This is a genomic window from Aeromicrobium sp., from assembly GCF_036675695.1.
GTDB lineage: Bacteria > Actinomycetota > Actinomycetes > Propionibacteriales > Nocardioidaceae > Aeromicrobium.
The window spans coordinates 1-22,043 of the sequence record NZ_JAKFEL010000235.1; the positions used below are offsets into that span (position 1 = coordinate 1).

Annotated in this window: 25 protein-coding genes; 11 read left to right on the forward strand and 14 right to left on the reverse strand. The window is 64.6% G+C overall.

Features of this window, described 5'->3' with window-relative positions:
• Both V6M39_RS15525 and V6M39_RS15530 read right to left on the reverse strand, forming a co-directional pair.
• Nucleotides 1-169: acyl-CoA dehydrogenase family protein (locus V6M39_RS15525; RefSeq protein ID WP_332644742.1), on the reverse strand; the 169-nt coding region annotated here is incomplete at its 3' end.
• Nucleotides 170-265: 96 nt separating this feature from the next.
• The gene (locus tag V6M39_RS15530) at nt 266-1,138 is read right to left on the reverse strand and encodes a DMT family transporter (protein WP_332644720.1); all 873 of its coding nucleotides are present in this window, start codon (nt 1,136-1,138) and stop codon (nt 266-268) included.
• Between the two features lie 107 nt (nt 1,139-1,245).
• On the opposite strand from V6M39_RS15530, the gene V6M39_RS15535 reads away from it, so the two are divergent.
• On the forward strand, nt 1,246-1,725 hold the full coding sequence (locus tag V6M39_RS15535) for a nuclear transport factor 2 family protein (protein WP_332644721.1): 480 nt from the start codon (nt 1,246-1,248) through the stop codon (nt 1,723-1,725).
• A gap of 76 nt (nt 1,726-1,801) precedes the next feature.
• Here the strand turns inward: V6M39_RS15535 and V6M39_RS15540 are convergent, their stop codons facing one another.
• Nucleotides 1,802-3,184 (reverse strand): WS/DGAT/MGAT family O-acyltransferase, encoded by a 1,383-nt coding sequence (locus tag V6M39_RS15540; protein ID WP_332644722.1) that lies wholly within the window; start codon nt 3,182-3,184, stop codon nt 1,802-1,804.
• A 116-nt stretch (nt 3,185-3,300) separates the two neighbouring features.
• Between V6M39_RS15540 and V6M39_RS15545 the strand changes: the two genes are divergently transcribed.
• Both V6M39_RS15545 and V6M39_RS15550 read left to right on the forward strand, forming a co-directional pair.
• Nucleotides 3,301-4,350: an alpha/beta hydrolase gene (locus V6M39_RS15545; RefSeq protein ID WP_332644723.1), complete on the forward strand. Its 1,050-nt coding sequence runs from the start codon at nt 3,301-3,303 to the stop codon at nt 4,348-4,350.
• A 20-nt stretch (nt 4,351-4,370) separates the two neighbouring features.
• The gene (locus V6M39_RS15550; RefSeq protein WP_332644724.1) at nt 4,371-4,811 is read left to right on the forward strand and encodes a hypothetical protein; all 441 of its coding nucleotides are present in this window, start codon (nt 4,371-4,373) and stop codon (nt 4,809-4,811) included.
• A gap of 21 nt (nt 4,812-4,832) precedes the next feature.
• Here the strand turns inward: V6M39_RS15550 and V6M39_RS15555 are convergent, their stop codons facing one another.
• Together V6M39_RS15555 and V6M39_RS15560 are read right to left on the reverse strand one after the other, a co-directional pair.
• On the reverse strand, nt 4,833-5,960 hold the full coding sequence (locus tag V6M39_RS15555) for a DUF1254 domain-containing protein (protein WP_332644725.1): 1,128 nt from the start codon (nt 5,958-5,960) through the stop codon (nt 4,833-4,835).
• Nucleotides 5,957-6,532 carry a TetR/AcrR family transcriptional regulator gene (locus V6M39_RS15560; RefSeq protein ID WP_332644726.1) on the reverse strand — a complete coding sequence of 192 codons (576 nt, stop codon included), beginning with the start codon at nt 6,530-6,532 and terminating at the stop codon, nt 5,957-5,959. The genes V6M39_RS15555 and V6M39_RS15560 overlap by 4 nt, the downstream gene beginning before the upstream one ends.
• A gap of 52 nt (nt 6,533-6,584) precedes the next feature.
• Here V6M39_RS15560 and V6M39_RS15565 point away from each other — a divergent pair, with 52 nt between their 5' ends.
• Nucleotides 6,585-7,820 (forward strand): sulfotransferase family protein, encoded by a 1,236-nt coding sequence (locus V6M39_RS15565; protein WP_332644727.1) that lies wholly within the window; start codon nt 6,585-6,587, stop codon nt 7,818-7,820.
• On the opposite strand, the gene V6M39_RS15570 is transcribed toward V6M39_RS15565, so the two are convergent.
• Both V6M39_RS15570 and V6M39_RS15575 read right to left on the reverse strand, forming a co-directional pair.
• The gene (locus V6M39_RS15570) at nt 7,817-10,000 is read right to left on the reverse strand and encodes a thiamine pyrophosphate-dependent enzyme (RefSeq protein WP_332644728.1); all 2,184 of its coding nucleotides are present in this window, start codon (nt 9,998-10,000) and stop codon (nt 7,817-7,819) included. The genes V6M39_RS15565 and V6M39_RS15570 overlap by 4 nt on opposite strands.
• A gap of 47 nt (nt 10,001-10,047) precedes the next feature.
• Nucleotides 10,048-10,473, reverse strand: coding sequence for a host attachment protein (locus V6M39_RS15575; RefSeq protein WP_332644729.1), 426 nt, complete (start codon nt 10,471-10,473; stop codon nt 10,048-10,050).
• 186 nt (nt 10,474-10,659) lie between these two features.
• Between V6M39_RS15575 and V6M39_RS15580 the strand changes: the two genes are divergently transcribed.
• On the forward strand, nt 10,660-11,931 hold the full coding sequence (locus tag V6M39_RS15580; protein WP_332644730.1) for a magnesium transporter MgtE N-terminal domain-containing protein: 1,272 nt from the start codon (nt 10,660-10,662) through the stop codon (nt 11,929-11,931).
• Nucleotides 11,924-12,469, forward strand: coding sequence for a DUF1003 domain-containing protein (locus tag V6M39_RS15585; protein ID WP_332644731.1), 546 nt, complete (start codon nt 11,924-11,926; stop codon nt 12,467-12,469). Before V6M39_RS15580 ends, V6M39_RS15585 begins: the two co-directional genes overlap by 8 nt.
• A 385-nt stretch (nt 12,470-12,854) precedes the next feature.
• On the opposite strand, the gene V6M39_RS15590 is transcribed toward V6M39_RS15585, so the two are convergent.
• Nucleotides 12,855-13,226, reverse strand: a complete 372-nt coding sequence (locus tag V6M39_RS15590; protein ID WP_332644732.1) for a hypothetical protein — start codon at nt 13,224-13,226, stop codon at nt 12,855-12,857.
• 110 nt (nt 13,227-13,336) lie between these two features.
• Between V6M39_RS15590 and V6M39_RS15595 the strand changes: the two genes are divergently transcribed.
• Nucleotides 13,337-13,603, forward strand: a complete 267-nt coding sequence (locus V6M39_RS15595) for a hypothetical protein (protein ID WP_332644733.1) — start codon at nt 13,337-13,339, stop codon at nt 13,601-13,603.
• A gap of 49 nt (nt 13,604-13,652) precedes the next feature.
• On the opposite strand, the gene V6M39_RS15600 is transcribed toward V6M39_RS15595, so the two are convergent.
• Together V6M39_RS15600 and V6M39_RS15605 are read right to left on the reverse strand one after the other, a co-directional pair.
• Nucleotides 13,653-14,933, reverse strand: coding sequence for an HNH endonuclease signature motif containing protein (locus tag V6M39_RS15600; protein WP_332644734.1), 1,281 nt, complete (start codon nt 14,931-14,933; stop codon nt 13,653-13,655).
• A 256-nt stretch (nt 14,934-15,189) separates the two neighbouring features.
• Nucleotides 15,190-16,872 carry an ABC-F family ATP-binding cassette domain-containing protein gene (locus tag V6M39_RS15605; protein WP_332644735.1) on the reverse strand — a complete coding sequence of 561 codons (1,683 nt, stop codon included), beginning with the start codon at nt 16,870-16,872 and terminating at the stop codon, nt 15,190-15,192.
• A 75-nt stretch (nt 16,873-16,947) separates the two neighbouring features.
• Here V6M39_RS15605 and V6M39_RS15610 point away from each other — a divergent pair, with 75 nt between their 5' ends.
• Complete coding sequence (locus tag V6M39_RS15610) at nt 16,948-18,087, forward strand: Mrp/NBP35 family ATP-binding protein (RefSeq protein WP_332644736.1); 1,140 nt, start codon at nt 16,948-16,950, stop codon at nt 18,085-18,087.
• 8 nt (nt 18,088-18,095) lie between these two features.
• Nucleotides 18,096-18,425, forward strand: coding sequence for a sec-independent translocase (locus tag V6M39_RS15615; RefSeq protein ID WP_332644737.1), 330 nt, complete (start codon nt 18,096-18,098; stop codon nt 18,423-18,425).
• Here the strand turns inward: V6M39_RS15615 and V6M39_RS15620 are convergent.
• On the reverse strand, nt 18,422-19,261 hold the full coding sequence (locus tag V6M39_RS15620; protein ID WP_332644738.1) for an anti-sigma factor family protein: 840 nt from the start codon (nt 19,259-19,261) through the stop codon (nt 18,422-18,424). The two genes, V6M39_RS15615 and V6M39_RS15620, sit on opposite strands and share 4 nt — an antisense overlap.
• A complete protein-coding gene (gene sigE, locus V6M39_RS15625; protein ID WP_332644739.1) occupies nt 19,261-19,842 on the reverse strand; it encodes an RNA polymerase sigma factor SigE in 582 nt (193 codons plus the stop codon). Before sigE ends, V6M39_RS15620 begins: the two co-directional genes overlap by 1 nt.
• 137 nt (nt 19,843-19,979) lie before the next feature.
• Between sigE and V6M39_RS15630 the strand changes: the two genes are divergently transcribed.
• Nucleotides 19,980-20,606, forward strand: coding sequence for an O-methyltransferase (locus V6M39_RS15630; RefSeq protein WP_332644743.1), 627 nt, complete (start codon nt 19,980-19,982; stop codon nt 20,604-20,606).
• Between the two features lie 16 nt (nt 20,607-20,622).
• Nucleotides 20,623-21,498 (forward strand): tRNA glutamyl-Q(34) synthetase GluQRS, encoded by an 876-nt coding sequence (gene gluQRS / locus V6M39_RS15635; protein ID WP_332644740.1) that lies wholly within the window; start codon nt 20,623-20,625, stop codon nt 21,496-21,498.
• Here the strand turns inward: gluQRS and V6M39_RS15640 are convergent.
• Together V6M39_RS15640 and V6M39_RS15645 are read right to left on the reverse strand one after the other, a co-directional pair.
• A complete protein-coding gene (locus V6M39_RS15640; protein WP_332644741.1) occupies nt 21,495-21,854 on the reverse strand; it encodes a hypothetical protein in 360 nt (119 codons plus the stop codon). The genes gluQRS and V6M39_RS15640 overlap by 4 nt on opposite strands.
• Nucleotides 21,854-22,015 (reverse strand): DUF3117 domain-containing protein, encoded by a 162-nt coding sequence (locus V6M39_RS15645; protein WP_162237311.1) that lies wholly within the window; start codon nt 22,013-22,015, stop codon nt 21,854-21,856. The genes V6M39_RS15640 and V6M39_RS15645 overlap by 1 nt, the downstream gene beginning before the upstream one ends.
• Nucleotides 22,016-22,043: the final 28 nt, after the last annotated feature.

Below are 22,043 nucleotides of genomic sequence, written 5' to 3' on the forward strand. Positions count from 1 at the left end.
CGAAGACGCCGAGCTCCTTGAGCCCTTCGATGATCTCGGTCGGGTATTCGTCGGCTTGCTCCAGCTCCTGGGCAACCGGAATGATCTTCGCCTCGACGAAGTCATGCACGACCTTGAGGATCTCTTGCTGCTCCTCGGTGAGGCCCTCGGTGGTGGCGAGACGTCCCATGTGAATTGCTCCTGTAACTCGGGCGACTGACCCATCGACTCTACCGAGAAGTAACTACGTTGGCCTGTCCTGCGGTGGGTGACCTTGACCACCAAACTACTCCGCAAGGACGACCGAGGGCGCGGGGCGGCGGAGCACGACGAGGACCAACCCCCCGAGGATGAGCGCCAGACCGACGTACACGCCGATTGGCGGCGTCTGGTCGAGGAAGATTCCTGCGAGGATCGCCGCACCCGGCACCTCGAGGAGAAGCAGCAGCGAGATGAGTGCCGGGCTCATGACAGCCAGTAGGTGGTTGAGCACCGAGTGCCCCAGCAGCTGGGCGCAGATCGTCACACCGATGATCGCGAGCCAGGTGTTGCGAGAGAAGTCGACCATCTCGACCTCCGCCACCAGGCATCCGGCGAGCAGCAGCACGGCGCAGATGCCGTAGCAAACCACGGTGTACGACGTCGTGCTCACGCGCTCGCGTACGCGACTGCCCGCCATCAGATAGATCGCGGCGGTGAGCCCACCGAGCAAAGCCAGGAGGTCGCCAGACAGTGCCCGGGCCGAGAGCGAGAAGTCGACGCCGGTGATGACGAGCACTCCTGCGACCGCGATCGACACGCCTGCGATCACGGCGGCAGTGGAGGGTTCGCCGCGCAATCGATCGATCACCACGACGAACACGACCTGCATGCTCACCATCGCGGTTGCCGCGGCCACCGACGTCATCTTGAGCGCCGTGATCCAGGTGGCGAAGTGCAGAGCCAACATGAGACCGGCGATTGCGACGTCCCGCCATCCAGATCGACCCAACAGGCCGAGCTCGCGCCGAATCGTACGAGCGGCGAAAGGCGCGACCACGAGCGTCCCCAGCGCGTTGCGCCAGAACCCGATGGCCAACGCTGGAGCGATCGCCCCGGCCATCAGCGGTCCCGAGGCAGACACGCCAAGGATCGCGACAATGGCGAGGAACGCATTCACCCAGACAGTGTGCCGCGTTGCGTATGCCGTCTATTCCCGGCATCAACGCTGCAGCAAAACTAGAACAGGTTCTTGTGCGGAGGCAGTCGCGCTGCGATGCTTCGGGCATGGACCTGGAATCACTCGAAGAAATCCGCCGCCTCAAGTACCGCTACTTCCGGTCGCTTGACCTGAAGCTCTGGGACGAGTTCGGTGACACGTTCACCGACGACGCCATCGGCCGCTACGGCACCAAGGTGTACGGCGAGCTCGACGCGCTCGAGGGTCGTGACGCGATCGTCGGATTCATGAGCGAGAAGCTCGGCAACGACATCATCACCGCACACTTCGCCCACCACCCCGAGATCGACATCGACGGCGACACTGCCGAGGCGTCGTGGGGCTTCGAAGACACCGTGATGGCCACTGACTTCAAGGTGCTGATCCGCGGCGCTGGCTACTACCGCGACCGCTACCGCCGCGAGGACGGGCAATGGCGCATCGCCGAGACGTCGTACCAGCGCATCTACGAGTCGATGGAGTCACTCGAGGACACCCCGAGCCACCAGCTCCTGGCCAACCGCTGGGCCAAGGCTCCGGCCGAGTAGCTAGCCCCAGGCCTTCTCGAGTTCCTCGAGCGACGACTCAAGGTGTGTGAGCAGTCGTTGCAGCAAGCTGCAACGATCAACCCCAGGCCGCCTCGAGCTCTTTGAGGGACGACTCGAGATGCGTGAGTAGTCGTTGCAGATGAGGGACTGACTTGCGGCAGCCGATGAGTCCGAAGTCGAGGAAGCCCTTGCGGCTGGTCAGCGTGATGTTGAGCGCCTGACCGTCGAGGACGATCGATACGGGGTACATGCCGTCGAGCCGAGCGCCGTTGAAGTACATCTCCTCGGTCGGGCCGGGGACATTCGACACGATCACGTTGAACGGTGGATGCGCGTACTTCACGAATCCCGGGATCGGCGTCATGGCCAGCGGCAGCACCTGCGCTGCGGACAGCGCCAGGATCTGCAACGGCGTGAGGTCACCCATGATCTTCTTGGCCTGACGCGACGACGACGCTATCTCCTCGAGGCGGGTCGGACCGTGCTGGCGATCCGTGGCGAGGTTGACGATGATCGCGCCGACCGCGTTGCCGTCGCCGGCCTCCTTGCCAGCGGACTCCGCCCGAAGCGCGAGAGACACCGGGACCATCGCGAGCATCGGCTCGGCCGGCAACGCGTTCTGCTCGAGCAGGTATTCGCGCAGCGCACCCGACACCATGGCGAGCACGACGTCGTTGAGCGTCGTACCGGACTGCTTCGCGACACCCTGGATCCGCTCGAGCGCCCACGACTGCGCGGCGAAGCGACGCGCTCCACCGACCTGGCCGTTGAGCATCGTCTTGGGAGCGCGGGGCAGGGTGATGTCGCCGTCGCGGAAGACTTGATTGGCGATCTTGACGCCCGTCGGCACCAGTCCGGCAAGCTCGCCCGCAACTCCTCCTGCAGTACGGAGAACGCCCCACGGATCGAAGCTCTTGCCTTCGCCACCGCCTGCGCGCGTACGAGGAGGGAGGCTCCACGGCGGAATACAGTCCTGTGCCTTGGGATCCGTGCTCAGGGAGCGCTGCATCAACTTGAGCGCAGAGACGCCGTCGACCATCGAGTGGTGGATCTTGCTGTAGACCGCGATACGTCCGTCGGCGAGGCCCTCGACCAGATGGGCCTCCCACAACGGGCGGTGCCGGTCGAGCAGTGCCCCGTGCCAGCGCGAGGTCAGCTGCAGCAGCTCACGGATACGACCCGGTTGCGGAACTGCCGAGTGTCGTACGTGGTAGTCGTAGTCGATCGTCTCGTCGACCGACCACCAGGTGTTGCCGAGCGAGCCGACGGGTTCGGCTGGTCGCTTGCGGAACAGGGCCGAGACATTGTCCGTTCCACGGAACGAATCGAGCAGGTCTCGAGCAAATTCCGGGCCTGCATCGTCTGGCGGCACGAACAGTTGGAGACCACCGACATGCATCGGATGCTCGCGCGACTCGGCCAGCAAAAACATCGAGTCGGTCGGTGGCATAAACGACATTTGTTGATCCTCCCGCGAAATGAAAGATACTCGCAGTACGCTAACGATCGCAGGTGGCGCAAGTCACACCGCGTAAACCTTTGGTTAACAGCAGCTGTCGAAGGGAACACATAGGCATGGCACACCTGAGTCTGGCAGCCGAACCGCAGTTCTTCCGGGGAGCAAGTGTTCAGTCACGCGCCCTCGGGTTCGGCGTACGCCACACCATCCGCCCACTGCTTGGCTTGTGGGCGCGGCTGCCATTCGATTTGTTCCCTCCCAATGCCGTCGACCATATTGCTCGCCTACTCCCGGTCCACGCCGGTACGAAATGGCGCACCGTCGAGCTGAGCGACTGCAAGAGCGAGTGGCTCCAGGCCAAGGGTGTCGAGGACGTCGCACACGGCAATCCCGGAGCCATCCTCTACTTCCACGGCGGCGCTTTCCTGACGTGTGGTCTCAACACCCACCGTCGCCTCGTCTCCCGCATCTCGTATGCATCCGACCAGCCGGTGCTCAACGTCGGCTACCGCCAGATGCCCTACGAGCCGATCACCGAGTCGATCGCCGATGGCGTCGAAGGATTCCGCTGGCTGATGGATCAGGGCTACAAGCCAGAGAACATCACGATCGCCGGCGACTCCGCCGGCGGCTACCTCGCGTTCAGCGTCGCGCGAGTCGTCATGGACCGAGGCTGGGGCCGTCCGGCGGGCGTCGTCGCGATCTCGCCGCTGCTCGACTTCGACCCGACCGGCAAGAAGGGTCACCGCAACGCCAACCGCTGTCAGCTGTTCCCAATGCACGCCGTCGCCAAGCTCAGTGACGTGGCGCTGCGTATGGACACCCGCCGTGGGATCGAGGGCACGCGTACGTGCCCAGTCGACATGCCGCTCGGCGACATGCCTCCAGCGCTGATCCACATCGGCTCACGCGAAGTGCTCATGGCGGATGCCGAGCTGATGGCCAACCGTCTCGTGTCTGCCGGAGTGCCCTGCGACCTGCAGGTGTGGGACCGCCAGATTCACGTGTTCCAGGCTGCGGCGTCGTGGCTCCCCGAGGCCCGTACCGCGATCGACGAGATCGGCGCATTCGTACAGCGTCTCGCTGAGCAGGAAGCAGCGATGACTCCTGCCATGCGAGTCGAGACCCGCAGGTCTCGCGGCGCCAAGACCGCCGCCGTACGCTGACGCGGCTCTACAGTTGACCTGTGCAGCCAACTGACCTGATCGCTGACCTCGCCAAGAAGTCCGGTCTGGTCTGGGTCGCGTATGCCAACCACACGCATGCCATCTGGCACGAGTGGGTCGGTGATGCCGTCTGCGCAGTCATCGGTGGCGGCGAACAACCGCTCCCCAACATCGAGAAGCACCAGACCGTCACGCTGTCGCTGCGGAGCAAGGCATCGCGCGCGCTGGTCGCTCAGGCCGAGGCGCGGGTCGAGGTCATCACTCCCGACTCCGAGCACTGGACCTCCGTCACCGAGGCGTTGAAGTCCGGACGACTCAACATTGTGGACGCCGACAATGCGATCGAGCGCTGGAGTCGCGAGTCGATCGTCGTACGCCTGGTTCCGACCGGCAAGTTCACGCTCGCCGGTGACGTCTCGTCGTCGATCAAGAGGACGTCGCCGCACCTCTCGCGCTCGTGACAAGAACGCGAGTTGCCCGCCTCAGTGGACGGCTTTGGGGGCGTCGACGAGTTTGACGAGCCGAACATTGGGTGGGTCAGGAACGCGGTCGGCGAGGAACCATCGGAAGGCGAGGTTGCCGCGGGGGTAGCCCATGGTCGTCACCGCGTTGGGGTGCGCGGCCTGCCGACGAGCGACGACGATCGTGACCGAGCCGTCGCCGTTGGGCACCGCACTGCCGATGTTGACTGAGCTCCGGCCGTCGGCAGCGTTGTGAGTCGCCATGAACTGGTTCCACACCACCATGCTCCAGAAGCGGCACTGCGGCGTGGTGGTCGTGATGACCAGAGCTTCGTCCTCGGCGAGGTCATAGCTGCCGAACGAGTAGCACGCGTCGCGCGCAGACCAACCGAAGTTCGAGTCTGGGACCTGATAGGGCGCGCCGAAAGTGTTGGCGGTGTTCGCGATCTCGTGGCCCAGGTTGTGGGCGTCATCGCCGCGTACGCCCACAGTCAGCGGGATGATCAAGAACATCGTGCGCAGCCAGGCGGCGCTCGCCCGCAACGCTGCGGCGGTTTCAGCGTCGCCGTGCCGGATTGGATCTGGCGAATCAAGGCACTCAATCTCCCAGGTCACCGGCCGGCCGCTGAGTGGATCCACCTGGTAGTCGCGGGTCACCAGCACTGCGACGTCAGCTATCGGGCCGACCTCGAAAGAGAAATCCCCATTGCCATCGATGTCGAGGTCGGAGTCATTGAGGTGAAGCACGACCTTGTCGGACCACGTGCCCGGCGACGGCTCGTTATAGCCGGTCAATGCGAAGTAGACGGCGTCGCCACGGTTGCCCCAGATCCGGTAGCGGCGCTCGGGGTCAATCGGTGCCATTCTGTAGTAGGCGTCTGTGTTGTCACCGCCCCAGCGCCGGTCGCGACGGTGCGGCGTGTTGATTTCAAGGAATGTGGGCCGGCTCGGCTCGGCGAAAAGGTAGGTGTCGAGGGCGACCCCAAGCGTGGTCGCTAGGGCCCGGTAGCCGTCGGCGATGTGCCGGTCGTCGGTGACCGCCCGCGGGCCTTCGATGAACGCCGCGTCCAGGCCGCGCAGCGTGTCCAACAGCTCGCCCCAAGCGATGGTGGAGGCATGGACGGGCTTCTGCGTGGGTGTCTCGGTCATCTGGCGATCCCCTTAATCATCAGGTTGGTGGTCTCGCTGACCCAACGCTCATCGAGTGGGTCACCGCCCAGGATGAGCCGCATCAGGCTGGCTCCAGCAAGCGTCTCAATCAGTACGTCCGGGTCCACGTCGGCGCGGACCTCATCTCGTTCGGCGGCCAGCACGATTCGGTCGTGGAAGAGCTTCCACGACCCACCGAACCGATCCAGCAGCGCCGGGTGCAGCGGCGGGTCGGCCGCAAACTCAGCCAGCAACCCGGGAGTGATCGCTCGCGCGACGGGGTCAGCGAAAGCCGCGGCGGTACGTCGTAGCATCTCAGCGAGATCGTCCACCAGAGATCCTGTGTCAGGCAGCGCGAGCCGGTCTTCCCCGGCCGGGAACGCCGCCTCGTGGAGCAGGTGCGCCTTGCTCGGCCAGCGACGGTAGATCGCTGGTTTGCTGGTGCCGGCGCGATCAGCGATCGCCGCGATCGTGAGCTCGGCATACCCAACCTCGACGACCAAGTCGGCGGCGGCGCGCAGCACGGCCTCATCAATCCGGGGGTCGCGCGGACGACCATTTGGTGGTTTCATGACGCGTGGCTTCATTACGTAACTAACGTAACGTATAGGGACAGGAATGCACATGGCCAACACCGTCACGATCACCGATCTCGAGGTTCCTCAGTTCACCGCGGAAGTCAACGAGATCCGCGGCTTCATGGACCTAATGGCTGTCGATTGCCCGCTCGACCTCGGGGTGCTGCACGACAAGGCACGTGCCGAGACCGGTCTGGATGACTTCGGGCCGGAGGACTATCGCGAGCGGCTCGACATCTTCGTCGGCGCGCTTCGCGATATCGACGGACTGCACGGACCCGGGATCCTCAACTTCCACATGCAGATCCTGCAAGCCCTCAAGAACCGGCTATTGCTCACCGACCTGCTCGCACGACACCCACAGATCCGCGACATCGATCTGGCGCCTCCAGTCGTGATCGCCGGCCTCCCCCGCACTGGCACCACCCACCTGCACAACCTGCTCGCGGCCGGGCCGACGTTCCGGGTTCTGCGCTTCTGGGAGAGTCTCGAGCCATTCCCGATGCCCGCCGAGCTGGGGGCCGAGCCGGACCCGAGGCTGGCGCGCACCGACATGGCCGTTGAGTTCATGAACCAGGCGATGCCGCATTTCCCGCTCATGCATGAGATGACGACCCAGCATGTGCACGAGGAGATCCAGCTGCTGTTCAACGACCTCTCCTCGATGTTGATGGAGACGGTGGGGCACGTGCCAGCCTGGCGCGACTACTACCTACAGCACGACCAGACGCCCCACTACGAGCACCTGCGACTCCAGCTCCAGGCCCTTCAGTTCCTGCGAGGCGGGCACCGCTGGCTGCTCAAGTCGCCACAGCACCTCGAGCAGCTACCGGTGCTGGAGCGCGTCTTTCCCGGCCTGACCGTCGTGGTGACCCATCGCGATCCAGTGCCGGTCACGCTGTCGATGCTTGCGATGCTCTGCTACACCGCGCGCATGCACCGCTCACCCGTGAACACCGGTGAGATCGTCGACTATTGGGTCGACCGCCTCGACCTGATGCTCCAGTCGGTGGAACGGGACCGTGACGCGATCCCCGCCGACCGATCAATCGACGTCCGCTTCGACGACTTCATGTCCAACGACCTCGCCGTGGCCGCCCAGGTGTACGACCTGGCCGGCGAAGAGCTCACCGACGAAGCAAGGGCCGCGATGGCCGACTACCTGGCCGAGCACCAGCGCGGACGCCTCGGTCGCGTCGAGACCAGCGCACATATGTTCGGCCTCGACGAAGCGGACCTGCAGGCGCGCTTCGCGCCCTATGTTGAGCGCTTCCTCGGCTAGGGCGTTTCCAAGACCAGCGCTCGTACGGCGCCGACGATGTCGGTCTCTGACAGAAGTACGTGATCGGCGGCGGGCCCGAGAGGAATGAAGCTGTCGACGCTGGTGACGCGGCGAGCTGTGCCGTCGTATCCCCCGTCGATCAGGGCCGTGATCACGGATTCGGACACACCACCGCTCTCGCGGGTTTCGTCAACGACCATCACGCGGTCGAACCCCGAGGCGACACGCAGCAGCTCTTCGCGAGGAAGTGGTGACAGCCATTGCAGATCGAGCACCGTGCTGCTGATGCCCTCGTCCGCGAGCGAGGTCGACGCGCGGAGGCTCATCGGTACGCCATTGCCAAATGTCACCAGGAGGACGTCGGTGCCATCGCCGATCGTCAGCACCTGCCCCGGCGCTGAGGTCGTGTCCTGAGCCCACTCCTCGGGTGGAGCATACGGAGCGAGCCACGCGCCGTCGCCATCGTGCAAGTCACGGCGGTGATAGAGCGCGATGGGCTCGAGGTAGACGCAGACTCGACCTTCGGCGGCGAGGTCGAGGCACTCGCGGAACAGCCCGGCGGCGTTGCCGGGATGGCTCGGCACGGCCAGCACAACGCCCGGGATGTCACGCAGCACCGCCAGCGAGTTGTCGTTGTGGAAGTGGCCGCCAAAGCCCTTTTGATAGGCGAGCCCGGCGACGCGTACGACCATACCGTTGGCGTACTGGCCGTTTGAGAAAAACCGCAGCGTCGCCGCCTCGCCGCGGAGCTGGTCCTCGGCGTTGTGGAGATAGGCGAGGTACTGAATCTCCGGGATCGGGACGAACCCAGCCAGGGCCGCACCCAGAGCCGTACCAAGGATCGTCTGCTCGTCCAGCAACGTGTCGAACACCTGTGTGGCACCGAACGACTTGCGGAGACCGCGGGTGACGCCGTAGACGCCGCCCTTCTTGGCGACGTCCTCACCGAAGACGAGAGCCTCAGGACGCGCTGCGAGCGCATCCTTCAGCGTTGCGTTGATCGTCTGAGCCAGCGTCAGATCGCCCTCGAGCTCTGGCGGCTTGGCTCCGAATGCCATGGCCCTGCGCTCAATCGAAGCGGTCGGAGCCACCACCCCTGCTCGGGCGGTGATCGGCGCGGTGATGGCCCGCGACGATCCGAGACGTCGTACTCCGGAGATGCCCTTCGCGCGTTCCATGACCGTTTCGCGGACATCCTCGTAGCGAGCCAGCGCATCGGCAGCGCTGAGCACTCCGGCGCTGATGAGCTCGTCGGCCGTTGCGAGCAACGGATCGAGCGCGTACTCGTCCTCGATCTCGCGCGTCGTCCGATAGGCGATCTCAGCGTCGGATCCGGCGTGCCCCATGAATCGGACTGTCTTGAGGTGCAGGACTGCGGGCCGTCGCTCCGTACGTACGAGCTCGGCCAGGTGCTGCGCGGTCGCCAGGAGCTCGCTCGGCTTCGTACCGTCAGCAGCGGCGTACTCGATGGCAGGCAACGACTGGAGTGACCGCTCGACCCAGCCAGCCGGCGACTTGGTGCTGATGCCGATGCCATTGTCCTCGCAGACATACAAGACCGGCAGCGGTACGCCCTGATGCGCGCAATAGGCCGAGGCGTTGAGCGCACCCACAGTCGTGGAGTGGTTGGCGGAAGCGTCACCGAAGCTGCACACGACGACCGAGTCGAGTGGCCAGTTCGGCGTCATGTCGGCATCCGCGGCACGACCGAGGGCGAAGGCGAGCCCAAATGCGCGGGGCAAGTGGGAGCCGATTGTCGAGGTCTGCGGAATGACATTCAGGCTGACGCTGCCGAACACCTTGTGTCGACCGCCGGAGATCGGGTCGAGCACCGATGCGGTGGCGCTGTTGAGCACGTCCTCGATCGGCGTCGCTCCATCGACCTGACGAGCACGTGCCGAGAAAAACCCGCCGGAGCGGTAGTGCAGCAGTGCAGGATCGGTGGGGCGCAGTGCCATCGCAACCGCAGCATTGCTCTCATGGCCGGCCGAGCCGATCGTGTAGTAGGCGTGTCCCTGGGTCTGCAGCCAGCGGAGCGCAAAGTCGAGGTGACGGCTCTCCAGCTGGGCGTCAAAGTACGTCAGCAGCGCCGTCGGATCGGCGATCCCGCTCGGCGGGCGTTCCGGATCCGACCTCTCGCGGAGGACTCTAGAGAAGTGCTCGTCGACAGACTCCACCATCAGACAAGTCTGGCATGGTGGCCGCGCCTTCCCGCGAGTGGTTTGGCTCAGCCCTTCGCTACGAGCGTGGCGAGCTCCTTCGCGTTCATGCGTACGACGTTCTTGTCGATGCTCGATGCCACACAACCGGCTACGGGATTGCTCAGCTCCTGGCGCAACATGCCGAGGAATCGTGGATCGGCTACCAGCACGATCTTGCGAAACTTGTTCTGTGCATGGGCCGTCGACAGGTAGTCGCTCAGCTGCTTGGCGAACTTCCTGGACTCTTCGTCACGCAGCCCCTGGTGCTCCTCGCCCTTCCGGGTCTTCTCCATGCTGTGCTGGTTCTGATTGGGCCGATTGCCAATGAGATCCTGGCCGTGCTCCCTGCTCTCCGGATGGACGAACTCCTTGAATGGTTCGAGCTTGTGCTTGTCGTACTCCAAGATGCGTGCCTGCGCCGAATCGGCGACCAGTACCCAACCTGTGTTCATCGCGCCTCCTGAGTGCCGGGGGTCTTTCACAGTATGCGTGGACCACGACTCGAACAAGTCGCGCACAAACCGCGCCAGATCGGCACCCACGCGCCGGTAAGGTTCAGACGTGAGCGAGCGCCAGCTGGGTGCAGAAGAATCATTCCGGCGCCGACCTAGCGTGTCTTTTCAAGAGGAGGTGCAGCCATGAGCACAACGCCAGGCCGCGTCTTCCTTTCCCGAATCGTGGGTCAGGCAGTTTTCGACCCCGCAGGCGATCAGGTCGGCAAGCTTCGCGATGTGGTGGTCGCCGTACGCTCCGCCAGGCAGCGTCCCAGAGTGCTCGGCATCGTCGTCGAAGTCCTGGGTCGCCGCCGCGTCTTCCTGCCGATCACCCGCGTCACCTCGGTCAATTCCGGTCAGATCATCACGACTGGCGTGCTCAACGTCCGCCGATTTGAGCAGCGACGCACGGAGACGCTGGCGATCCACGAACTGTTCGACCGAACCGTGACTCTTCCGGACGGTACGTCTGCGACCGTCTACGACCTCGCGATGGAGCAGGACTCTCGCCGCGACTGGTACATCAGCGACATTGCCGTGCAGGCCGGCGGCAAGCGGTTCGGCCGACGTGGCGCCCAGCAGGTACTCGAATGGGACGAGGTCAAAGGTCTCGGCGGCGAAGAAGCCGGCCAGGGTGCAACTCATCTGCTCGCCACGATGGACGAGATGCGCCCCGTCGACCTCGCCAACGCCCTGCGTGACCTCAATCAGAAGCGTCGTATGGAGGTCGTTGCCGAGCTCGACGACGAACGTCTCGCCGACGTGCTCGAGGAGCTGCCCGAGAAGGATCAGGTCGAGATCCTCGGGGTGCTCGACCCCGATCGTGCGGCCAACGTCCTCGAGGAGATGAACCCCGACGACGCGGCCGACCTCCTCGGCGAGCTCTCACCGCAGAGCGCGGAGAGCCTGCTCGCGCTGATGCAACCCGAAGATGCTGAAGACGTGCGCCGCCTCCTCACGTACGAAGAGCGCACCGCCGGCGGCATGATGACTACCGAGCCGGTCGTACTCCCGCCCGACGCCACCCTCGCCGAGGCGTTGGCCCGACTCCGCGAGCCCGAGATCATCCCGGCCCTGGCCGCCATGATCTACGTGTGCCGCTCGCCGCTCGAGACGCCGACCGGTCGCTTCCTGGGTGTCGTGCACTTCCAGGCCCTATTGCGTGAGCCACCGTCGACGCTGGTCGGCGCGATCATGGACAACGACATCGACTGGCCGCGTCCGGACGCATCGCTCGAGCACGTTGCCAACCTGCTCGCTGCCTACAACCTCGTTGCGCTTCCCGTCGTCGACGAGAACGCACACCTGCTCGGGGCGGTGACCATCGACGACGTGCTCGACCACTTGCTGCCCGAAGGCTGGCGCGAGCAGGACGACGCCGCCCAGACCGAGTCGGAGGTGGTCACGCATGGCTGACCGCGCACGCCTCGATCAACCCCGCGAGGTGCGACGATCGCTCCGCCGACGCCGCGACTCCGATCCCGAACGCTTTGGCCGTTTCGCCGAGACCTTCGCGCGCTTCCTGGGAACGGCCCGCTTCCTCACCTACATGACGATCTTCGTCGCGGTCTGGCTGGTCTGGAACTGCCCCTGGGGCCCCGAGCGGGACCGCTGGGATGACTACCCGTTCATCTTCCTGACGCTGGTCCTTTCTCTGCAGGCGTCATACGCGGCTCCGCTGATCCTTCTGGCGCAGAACCGCCAGGAGGCTCGCGACCGAGTCACGCAGGAGCAGGACCGCGAGTCCAACGCCCAATCGCACGCCGACATGGAGTTCCTCGCCCGCGAGGTCGCCAGCCTGCGTCTCGGCCTTGGTGAGGTTGCCACCCGCGACTTCCTGCGCAGTGAGCTCCGCGGTCTGCTCTCCGACCTCGAGGACAAGCCCGAGCCCGAGCCGGTCGACGAGCCAGCCAAGCCCAAGAAGGCCGCCAAGAAGCCCCCGCCCAAGAACTAGAGGCAGCCGGCCAAGGCGAGGAGAGGTTAGGAACCATGTCTCAGGTGCCACGGGAGGAACCGGGCAAGCGGTGGGAGACCTCCGTGATTGTCACCCTTACGATCTGCGGTCTTGCTAGCGCGATCGGCGGGCTGATGGGTGTCCTGTTGAACTCCTCCGGGACTGGGTCCGTAGGCAGCAAGGTATTCACAGGCCTCGTCCAAGGTGTGGGGAGTGCGGCGATCTTCGGAATTGCCGCCTTGATCGTAGTGAGCGTCGCGTCTCTCGTGTGGTCCGTCGCCTCGGCCCGGTTCAAACGGCAGGACTAGAGACGGGTCTTAACAGGTCCACGGCGTTGTTCGCCATCGCGAGTCCTGCTGGCCAAGCCCGCAAACTCCCAATACACCTAGTGGGGCGAGGAGTCGCTTGCCTCAAAAATGCCCGAGTCTGATCCCTCGGGGTCGAATGCCCGTGCTCCCAAATCAGCGAGGATCCCGGCGATGAAGCGATCGCTCGCCGGTCGGTCGGAAGACCTGTCGTGGATGGCAAAACTCATCAGTGGCGTTTCGTCCGCGAGGCTCAGTTCGATGTCTAGGCCCTGTTCAGTGATTCGGATCCATGAGGGATCGGAATCGTCCACTCCCGCTGAGTGGACTTTGGCCGAGTCGATCACGGCCGCTGCTGTGAACGCGAGCGGACTCGGCATCCAGTCCTCGGGTATTTCATCAACGGACCGTACCGAGGCTGGAATGTCCTGCACGAAGATGTCGCGGCTCATGGCGGGATCGTATTCGCAAAAGGGCGTGTCCTGCCAAGCCCGCAAACTCCCAAGACACCTAGTCGTGAGTTCGAGGTCTCCACACAGCTAGACCGCCCTATGCTTCCCTCATGATGCAATCAGTCCAGCCAGAGGTTCGGCCTCGTTGGGCGGTCAGCTCAAGCCCTTGGGCGGTTTCGGTCTGGTTCGTCCTGGTCTTCACGGTGTTCGCCCTGTCGGCACCAGCGTTCGGGGTACCCGCGATGTTTGGTGCACTCCTAATCTTCCGGCGCGCTCATCCGTTGTTGCGAAGAATCGGTCTCGTCGTTGCGATCACACTTACGACCTATGCAGTCTTGTTCCTGCTTGAGGTTGTGCACTTCATCTATTGGCAGTGACGGCGCGCTATGCCGCCAAGCCCGCTTGTGTTCACCCACTGACCGCCTGTCAGGCGGCACGGGGTTGTTGTTTGGTGAATCGCGCGTGGCGTCTGGGGATTTGGTCTGGGTCGACCCTTCGCGGCGGGATGACTTCGACGACACCGTCGGCGGCCATGAGAGCGACCCACTCGCCTTCGTGGAGGAGGAAGTGGTGAAAGTGGCAGAACAGGGCTGCGTTGGTGAGGTCGGTGGGGCCATGTTCGGACCAGAAGTCGAGGTGGTGGGCTTCGCACCAGGCGGGTGGGCGGTCGCAGCCGGGCCAGACGCAGCCGCGATCGCGCACGGCGAGGGCGAGTCGCTGGTGGCGGTCGAAGAGTCGCTTGGCCATGCCGTGGTCGAGGACCCGCGACGGCGAATCGAGATACAACGCGACCAGGTGGGCGTTGCAGGCCAGCCGCTGGGCCTTGGTCGCGGAGATGGTGGTGCCTGAGGTGTTGGTGGCAATGCCTCGGCCGGTGCGGAGGTCGTCAATGTTGACCATGACAGCCACTGTTGCGGCGAGTCCACCAGCTTTGGGGAGCGCTTCGGTCGGGAGATGGTTGATCAGCTCGGTGAAAGCCAGACCCATCCGCTGATCGCGAGGCAGTGCGTTGAAGTCATCGACACCGTGGCGGGTTTCGTTGAAGTTTGCACGGCGTGGGGCGATGATCCCTTCGATCGCGGCCTGAAGGACGTCGGCGTCAGCGTCGGGAAGCTTGAACTTGCCGTCGGTGGTGCCGTCACCACAGCGACGCGTGGAGAACCGGGTGGCGTCCCAGGCGCGTTGTTCTTCAGCCTGGAGCTGCTTGCCGAGGATCTCATCAGCACCGTCGGGGTCGATGACCTCCAGGACGTGGTTGGCCAGACGCCTCAGATCGTCAAGGTTGTGCTCGCCAGCCAAAGCAATGAGGTGCACCTCGGCGTCCGCACGTTCAGCGTCACCAACCCATTCGGGCAGGGTGTCGATGGCTTTCATGATCACGCTGGCTTGATCTGTGGTCACGTCACCGCGCGTCCACGCAGCACCCGTGAGATCGGTGGTGACTCGCGAGAGACCGACCAGCTTGGCCGACTCACCCTTCGAGATTCCCGTCAGGTCAGCCAACCACGCTGTGGTTGAGGTCGCGCCGTCATCCTTCGCCAGTCCCATGTCCTCAGCAGCACCAGCCATTCGAGCCAACGCTGCATCCAAGCTTGTGCGGGCCTTCTGCATGGCGACCGCCGACTCACGAACCTCAGATCCAGTGAGCGTCCAGGCCTCGAACGCGGCGAGGTCATCTGTCAACGACGACAGCTGCTCAATCAGCATCAGGACCCCCCCGGTCAACTATGGGAACATATGTTCGATTCTATCCAGAATGACCGACAGAGTTCAAGACCGAAGTCACAACTATTTCGCTGGAATTAGAGTTATTTCCTGTGGATAACTCGCGATGAACGTGCGATTGTGAAACAGTTGGGTACGACCGTCAGATAGGGCGGGATTGCCAGCTCGAACGAGCCCTCAATCTCCTCTATGCCCGCCTGCCCAGCCACGAAGTCACGCAAGCCGAATTGAGCGAACTTTAGCGTTTCCGTGCGACGCGGGACTCGTCCCATATGGGTTCGTCCGACTCGTAGACCTGGCCGTCGGCGCCAAACACCAGGAAACGGTCAAAGCCACGAGCAAACCACCGATCATGCGTGACCGCGACGACCGTCCCCTCGAACGTCGCCAGCGCATCTTCCAACGCCTCAGCCGACTCGAGGTCGAGGTTGTCGGTCGGCTCGTCGAGCAGCAGCAGCGTCGCATTCGAAAGCTCAAGCAGCAGGATCTGCAGACGTGCCTGCTGACCACCCGAGAGCTGCTCAAAGACCTGATCGCCAGCCTTGGCCAGTCCGTACCGATCCAGCGCCTTGGCCGAGCCTTCGTGGCCCATGCCCTTCCTATGCCCATCGCCGTGATGCAGGATCTCGAGCAACGTGCGACCCATCAGCGACGGGTGCTCGTGGGTCTGCGCGAACCAGCCGGGACGTACGCGCGATCCGAGCCGGGCTATGCCGGTATGCGCGACCGGTGAAGGTACGACGTCGCCGACCGGCTCGTGCTCCAGATCAGGGCGCGACCCACCCGCAGCAAGCAGCCGAAGGAAGTGCGACTTACCCGAACCATTCGACCCCAGCACGGCAACGCGCTCGCCGAACCAGATCTCAAGATCGAACGGCTGCATCAGCCCCGTGAGCTCCACCTGATCAGCGATGATCGCGCGCTTGGCCGTACGACCGCCGTCGAGCTTCATCCGCAGGTTCTGCGGCAGCGGGAGCGCCTCGGGCGGCCCGGCACGCTCGAACCGATCGAGCCGAGTCACCGCCGCCTGCAGACGCGAAGCCATGTCGGAGTTGTACGCAGCCTTCTGCCGATACATCAGCACGAGCGTCTTGAGTTTGGCTCGCTCCTCGTCCCAGCGGGCTCGCAGCTCCTCGAGCCTGTTGTTCCGGTCGATTCGCGCTTGGTGGTACGTCGAGAATCGGCCAGGGTGCACCCACAGCGTGCTTCCGGCAACGCCAGGCTCCAAGGTCGCGATTCGGCTCGCAACACGTTCGATCAGCTCGCGGTCGTGGCTGACGAACAGCACGGTCTTGGGTGACTCGATGAGCTGGTCCTCCAGCCATCGCTTCGCCGGCACGTCGAGATAGTTGTCCGGCTCGTCCAGCAGAAGCACCTGCTCAGGACCTCTCAGCAACGCCTCCAGCACCAGACGCTTCTGCTCGCCGCCTGACAACGTCGTGACCTGACGCCACTGCGCCTTCTGGAACGGCACTCCGAGCGCCGACACGGTGCACATGTCCCACGTCGCCTCGTAGTCGTATCCCCCAGCGTCACCCCAGTCGACGAGCGCCTGCGCGTACGCGAGCTGGTCGGCTTCGTCATCGCGCTCCATCATCAGCAGCTCGGTGCGCTCCACCTCCATCGCAGCATCACGGATCGCCTTGGGAGCCACCGAGATCAGCAGATCTCGTACGGTCGACTCGTCACGTACCGAGCCAATGAACTGGCGCATCACGCCGAGACCACCCGTGATCGTCACGGCACCTTCGTGCGCGTCAAGATCGCCCGTCGCGATTCGCGTGAGCGTCGTCTTGCCGCTGCCGTTGGGGCCGATCAGCGCAACCTTGGCTCCTTCACCGACCCGCAGGCTGACATCCCGGAGCAGGGGTCGGCCGTCGGCGAGCGTGTAGCCGACGGCGTTGAGGTCAAGGTGTCCCACGCGTCGAGTCTTTCAGGAAGGCCAGTTAGGCCACACTCACCCTCCTCGCCGCGACCTCCCACGTACGATGGGGGCATGGCAGCCGTCACTGAAGAACAGGTCCGCGAGGCCCTGAGCACCGTCAACGACCCTGAGATCAAGCGTCCGATCACTGACCTCGGCATGGTTGACGGCATCACCATCGGTGACAACGAGATCACCGTACGACTTCTCCTGACAGTCTCCGGCTGCCCGCTCAAGGACACACTCAACCGCGACATCACCGCAGCCGTTCTCACCGTCGCCCCCGACGTCAACGTTGTCGTCGACATGGGCGTCATGAACGACGAGCAGCGCAAGAGCATGCAGCAGATGCTGCGCGGCGGCCACACCGAGCGTGAAGTTCCGTTCGCTCAGGTCGGCTCGCTCACCAAGGTCTTCGCCATCGCCTCGGGCAAGGGTGGCGTCGGCAAGTCGACCGTCACCGTCAACCTCGGGCTGGCCATGGCCAACCGCGGCCTCAAGGTCGGCATCATCGACGCCGACATCTACGGTCACTCGATCCCCGACATGCTCGGCGTCGGCGACCTCCGCCCGACCCAGGTCGAAGACATGATCATGCCCGTTCCGGTCAAGGGCATGAAGGTCATCAGCATTGGCATGCTCAAGCCCAACAAGAACCAAGTTGTCGCCTGGCGCGGCCCGATGCTCGACCGCGCACTCCTGCAGATGCTGAGCGACGTCTATTGGGGCGACCTTGACGTACTCCTGCTCGACCTTCCGCCCGGTACGGGTGACGTGGCGATCAGCCTTGGCCAGCACCTTCCCAACGCTGAGGTGCTCGTCGTGACCACTCCGCAGCCAGCCGCAGCCTCCGTCGCCGAGCGCGCCGGGACCATGGCGTCGATGATGCACCAGCGGGTTGTCGGCATTGTCGAGAACATGTCCTACTTCCAGCTCCCCAGCGGCGAGCGCATGGAGATCTTCGGCTCCGGTGGCGCTACTGCGGTTGCTGAGACGTTGACCGCACGGTTCGGCTACGACGTGCCCGTGCTCGGCCAGGTGCCTCTCGAGGAGAAGTTGCGCGAAGGCGGCGACTCAGGCGAGCCGATCATCGCTACGAACCCTGACTCCGAGGCCGCCAAGATCCTGCAGGGCATCGCCGACCAGCTCAGCGGCCGTTCCCGCGGTCTCGCCGGTATGCAGCTCGGCTTGGCGCCCGCCGGCCGCCTCTAGGGGTTCACATGTTCGGCATCGGCGTACCGGAGATGTTGGTCATCGCCATGGTCGCCATGATCGTCTTTGGACCTGACAAGCTTCCCGAGCTTGCCCGGCAGTTCGGCGGATTCGTACGCACCGTGCGCCAGATGGCCGACAACGCCAAGAACGATCTCGGCCGGGAGATGGGCGAGGACTTCTCGGGGCTGAGCCTGAAGGACCTCGATCCCCGCGAGGTCGTTCGCAAGACCTTCCTCGAGGACGGCGGACTCGGCGACACAACGCCGGCTGCCGTAAAGGAGACGCGCATCCTGCGTCCAGGTGAGGCTCCCCCGTACGACCCCGAGTCGACCTAGGCTGCGGCCAGCCAGGCGGTCATCCGGTTGAGTCCGTCACCGACTCGGTCCACCGGGCTTTCGGAACCGGAACCGCGAGGCAGCTCGCTGACCGCTCGCGCCACGCGACTGTGGTCGGCGTCCGTGACGATCGTGTAGACGACTCCGTCGTAGTCCCACGTCACGAGCATGGGCGATCCGTCACGGATCCAGACGTCTGACTCGCCCAGTGTTGACGGCTCGAATCCGTCGAGACTCCCGTGGTCGAGCACGCCGGTCTGCTCAAACAGATTGAGCTTGGAGGTGCCGTTGGAATAGCTCAGCGCCACAGCGTCGTCGGCCCAGGTGCCGGACGTACGGTCGAGATCACCCGCGAGTGTTTCCTTGCACGGCCATCCGTCGTGGTCAAGATCCTCGAGCTTGGTGTCGCTGATTGTTGCACCGACCTGGACGGCTGCTGCGCCATAGAAGTCGGCGGCATAGCGGTCAAATGGCGGAGCGACCTTGTCGCCGACCGTGTTGTCATCAGCGCCACCCACCGCGTACGCGGCGACCATGACCGCGATCGATGCGCCGGCGACGACAATGCCAGCACGGAATGGAACGGAGTGACGCAGGCGCTCCCACCACGTCTGGTGATGTGGTGGCTGGGCGGCAAGTCCGGCGAGAGACGCGAGCAGCTCGGCGGGCGGCTCAGGAGCCGCAACCGTGCTCATGCGTGACTTCAGGAGTCGTTGCTGACGAACAGCCTTGTCGCACGCCCTGCAGTCCTCGAGGTGGCGCGAAGCCGCTCGCATGGCGTCTGGGGACAGCTGTGCGTCCACGTACGCTGCGACGTCGGCTCCGAGGTGTGCCATCAGACTCCGAGGGGTCCTACGAATCGGGTGCGGCCCTTGCGGGGAGCGCGGTGTGCGAGGGCAGCGCGGAGCTGCGTACGACCACGGTGGATGCGCGAACGTACGGTGCCGAGCTTGATGCCGAGCACGTCTGCGATCTCCTCGTATGACAGACCTTCGACATCGCACAGCACGACGGCAACGCGGAACTCGTCGGACAGCGACGCCAGCGCGGCCTCGATGTCAGGGTCGAAGTTGGCATCGTGAACGGCGGACTCGGGCAGGATCTCAGCGCTGAGCAGCTTGTCCTCGGCACCTTCGTAGAACCCATCCATGCGCAGACGCGACTTGCGGCGTACGCGATCGAGGAACAGGTTGGTCGTGATGCGGTGCAACCAGCCTGGGAAGTTGCCGGGCTCGTACGTGTCGAGCGAACGGAAGACGCGGATGAACACGTCCTGCGTGAGGTCTTCGGCGTCCTGACGATTGCCGGTCAGGCGGTAGGCAAGCCTGTAGACGCGCGCGGAGTGCTCCGCCACGATTTCGTCCCACTCGAGCGTTGCCGTTGTCACGTCTTCTTCTTCCCTACGAAGCAGAGTCATGCATTGATCGTTGACCCTTCACCTGAGAGAACGCACAGAACCACCTGACTGTTCCCCGCAAGTCTCATGTGCAGCCTCCCCATACCGCGGACCTCACGCGACTACTCTGGTCCCAACCACCACCCAAGGAGCCGACCATCACCACCGCAGCAAGCCTGGCCTACGCCGAGGACTACAACCCCGAGGACGACCACCTCGCGGCAGCCCGAGGGCGTGCGGAAGAGGTCGGCGTCTCGCCGATCGGCTCAGGTGGCGGAGCCGCATTGACGTTCCTTGCCTCGGCGATCAACGCCAAGTCGATCGTCGAGATCGGCACCGGCACCGGTGTTTCCGGCCTGTGCCTCCTGCGCGGTATGCAGCCCGACGGCGTACTGACCTCGGTCGACCTTGAGGCCGAGAACCAGCGGCTGGCGCGCGAGACGTTCTCCGAGGCGGGCTTTGCGCCGCAGCGGTTCAGGTTGATCGCCGGCGCCGGACTCGAGGTCATGCCTCGACTGACTGACGCGGGCTACGACCTGGTGTTCCTCGACGGCGACAAGGTCGAGTACGGCGAATACCTCGACCAGGCGCTTCGCCTCGCACGTCCGGGTGGCGTGATCGTGTTCGACAACGCCCTCTGGCACGACCGCGTTGCGGATCCGGCGCAGCGCGACCCCGAGACGACCGCAATCCGCGACCTGCTCCAGCGCGTTGCCAATGACGAGAACCTGCGCAGCGTCCTCCTGCCCCTCGGCGACGGACTCCTGGCAGCTCAGCTCATCTGACTCTGCCGAGCACGACATGACCGCCGGACGATTCGCCCCGTCCCCCTCGGGTGATCTGCATGTCGGCAACCTTCGGACAGCCGTGCTTGCCTGGCTGCACGCTCGCCGAACCGATCGTGCGTTCCTGGTCCGGATCGAGGATCTCGACCGCGTCAAGCCCGGAGCTGAGCAACGACAGCTCGCTGACCTCGCGGCGCTGGGGTTGGACTGGGATGGTCCGGTGGTGCGTCAGTCTGAGCGGGCACGGCTATATGACGCCGCTCTCGCGTCGCTGGCAGGACGCGATCTCGTCTACGAGTGCTTCTGCACTCGCCGCGAGATTCTCGACGCTCCTTCCGCCCCGCACGAACCGCCGGGCATCTACCGCGGCACCTGCCGCAACTTGAGCGACTCCGAACGATCAGCTCAAGCCGCCGTGCGCCCAGCCGCGCTGCGACTTCGGAGCGGCATCTCGGACTTCACAGTCCAGGACGAGCTGCACGGCCAGTACGAGGGCGTGGTCGACGACTTTGTTCTGCGTCGCGGGGACGGCGTGGTGGCCTACAACCTCGCTGTCGTGATCGACGACTCTCATCAGGGCGTCGATCAGGTGGTGCGTGGGGAGGACCTGTTGCCGTCAGCGCCGCGACAGGCTTACCTCGCCACCCTGCTCGGTGCCGAGCCGCCTACGTACGTCCACGTGCCTGTGGCGGTCAACGCTGACGGGCAGCGCCTCGCCAAGCGTGACGGAGCGGTCACCTACGAACAGCTACAGGAGCTTGGCGTCGATGCGATGGCGCTGATCGCGGAGTCACTCGGTCTCGCTGGCTCGACCATGGCCGAGCTGCTCGATGAGTACGACCCGGCATCACTGCCGCGAGACCCGTGGGTCTTCGTGCCGCCGACTGGCTAGTCGTCGTCCCTGGAGTGCTCGAAATGCGAAGACGAGCGGAAGCCCGCCGGGCCGCGTACGACAGCGACGATCTCGCATGCCTCGATCAGGATCGGCTTGTGGCCAACAATCTTGGAGCCGGGCGACTTGCCGGCGTGGTCTTCGAAGTCCTTTTGGAACTTCGCTCGCGCCTCGTCCGAGACGAACACGTACGAACCCTCGAACCACTCACCCTTGCGGGCGCGCCACGTCTTGACCCTCAGGCCCTCTAGACCAGCGAATCTGGCGTACGACTCGTCCTCAACGTACGAGCGAAGAGCCTTGAGCGTGCCCTTCGGAGCGTCCTGCAGTGACCATCGAACGGTCAAGCCGAACATCAGACAGCTTTGAGTGCGTCGCCGAGGGTTTCAGCCTCTTCGTTGTTGAGCTCGACGACGAGGCGCCCGCCGCCTTCGAGTGGAACGCGCATGACGATGCAGCGTCCCTCCTTGGTGACCTCCATCGGGCCGTCTCCGGTCCGTGGCTTCATGGCGGCCATCAGTTCCCCTCTCGTCGCGATGCGTCCG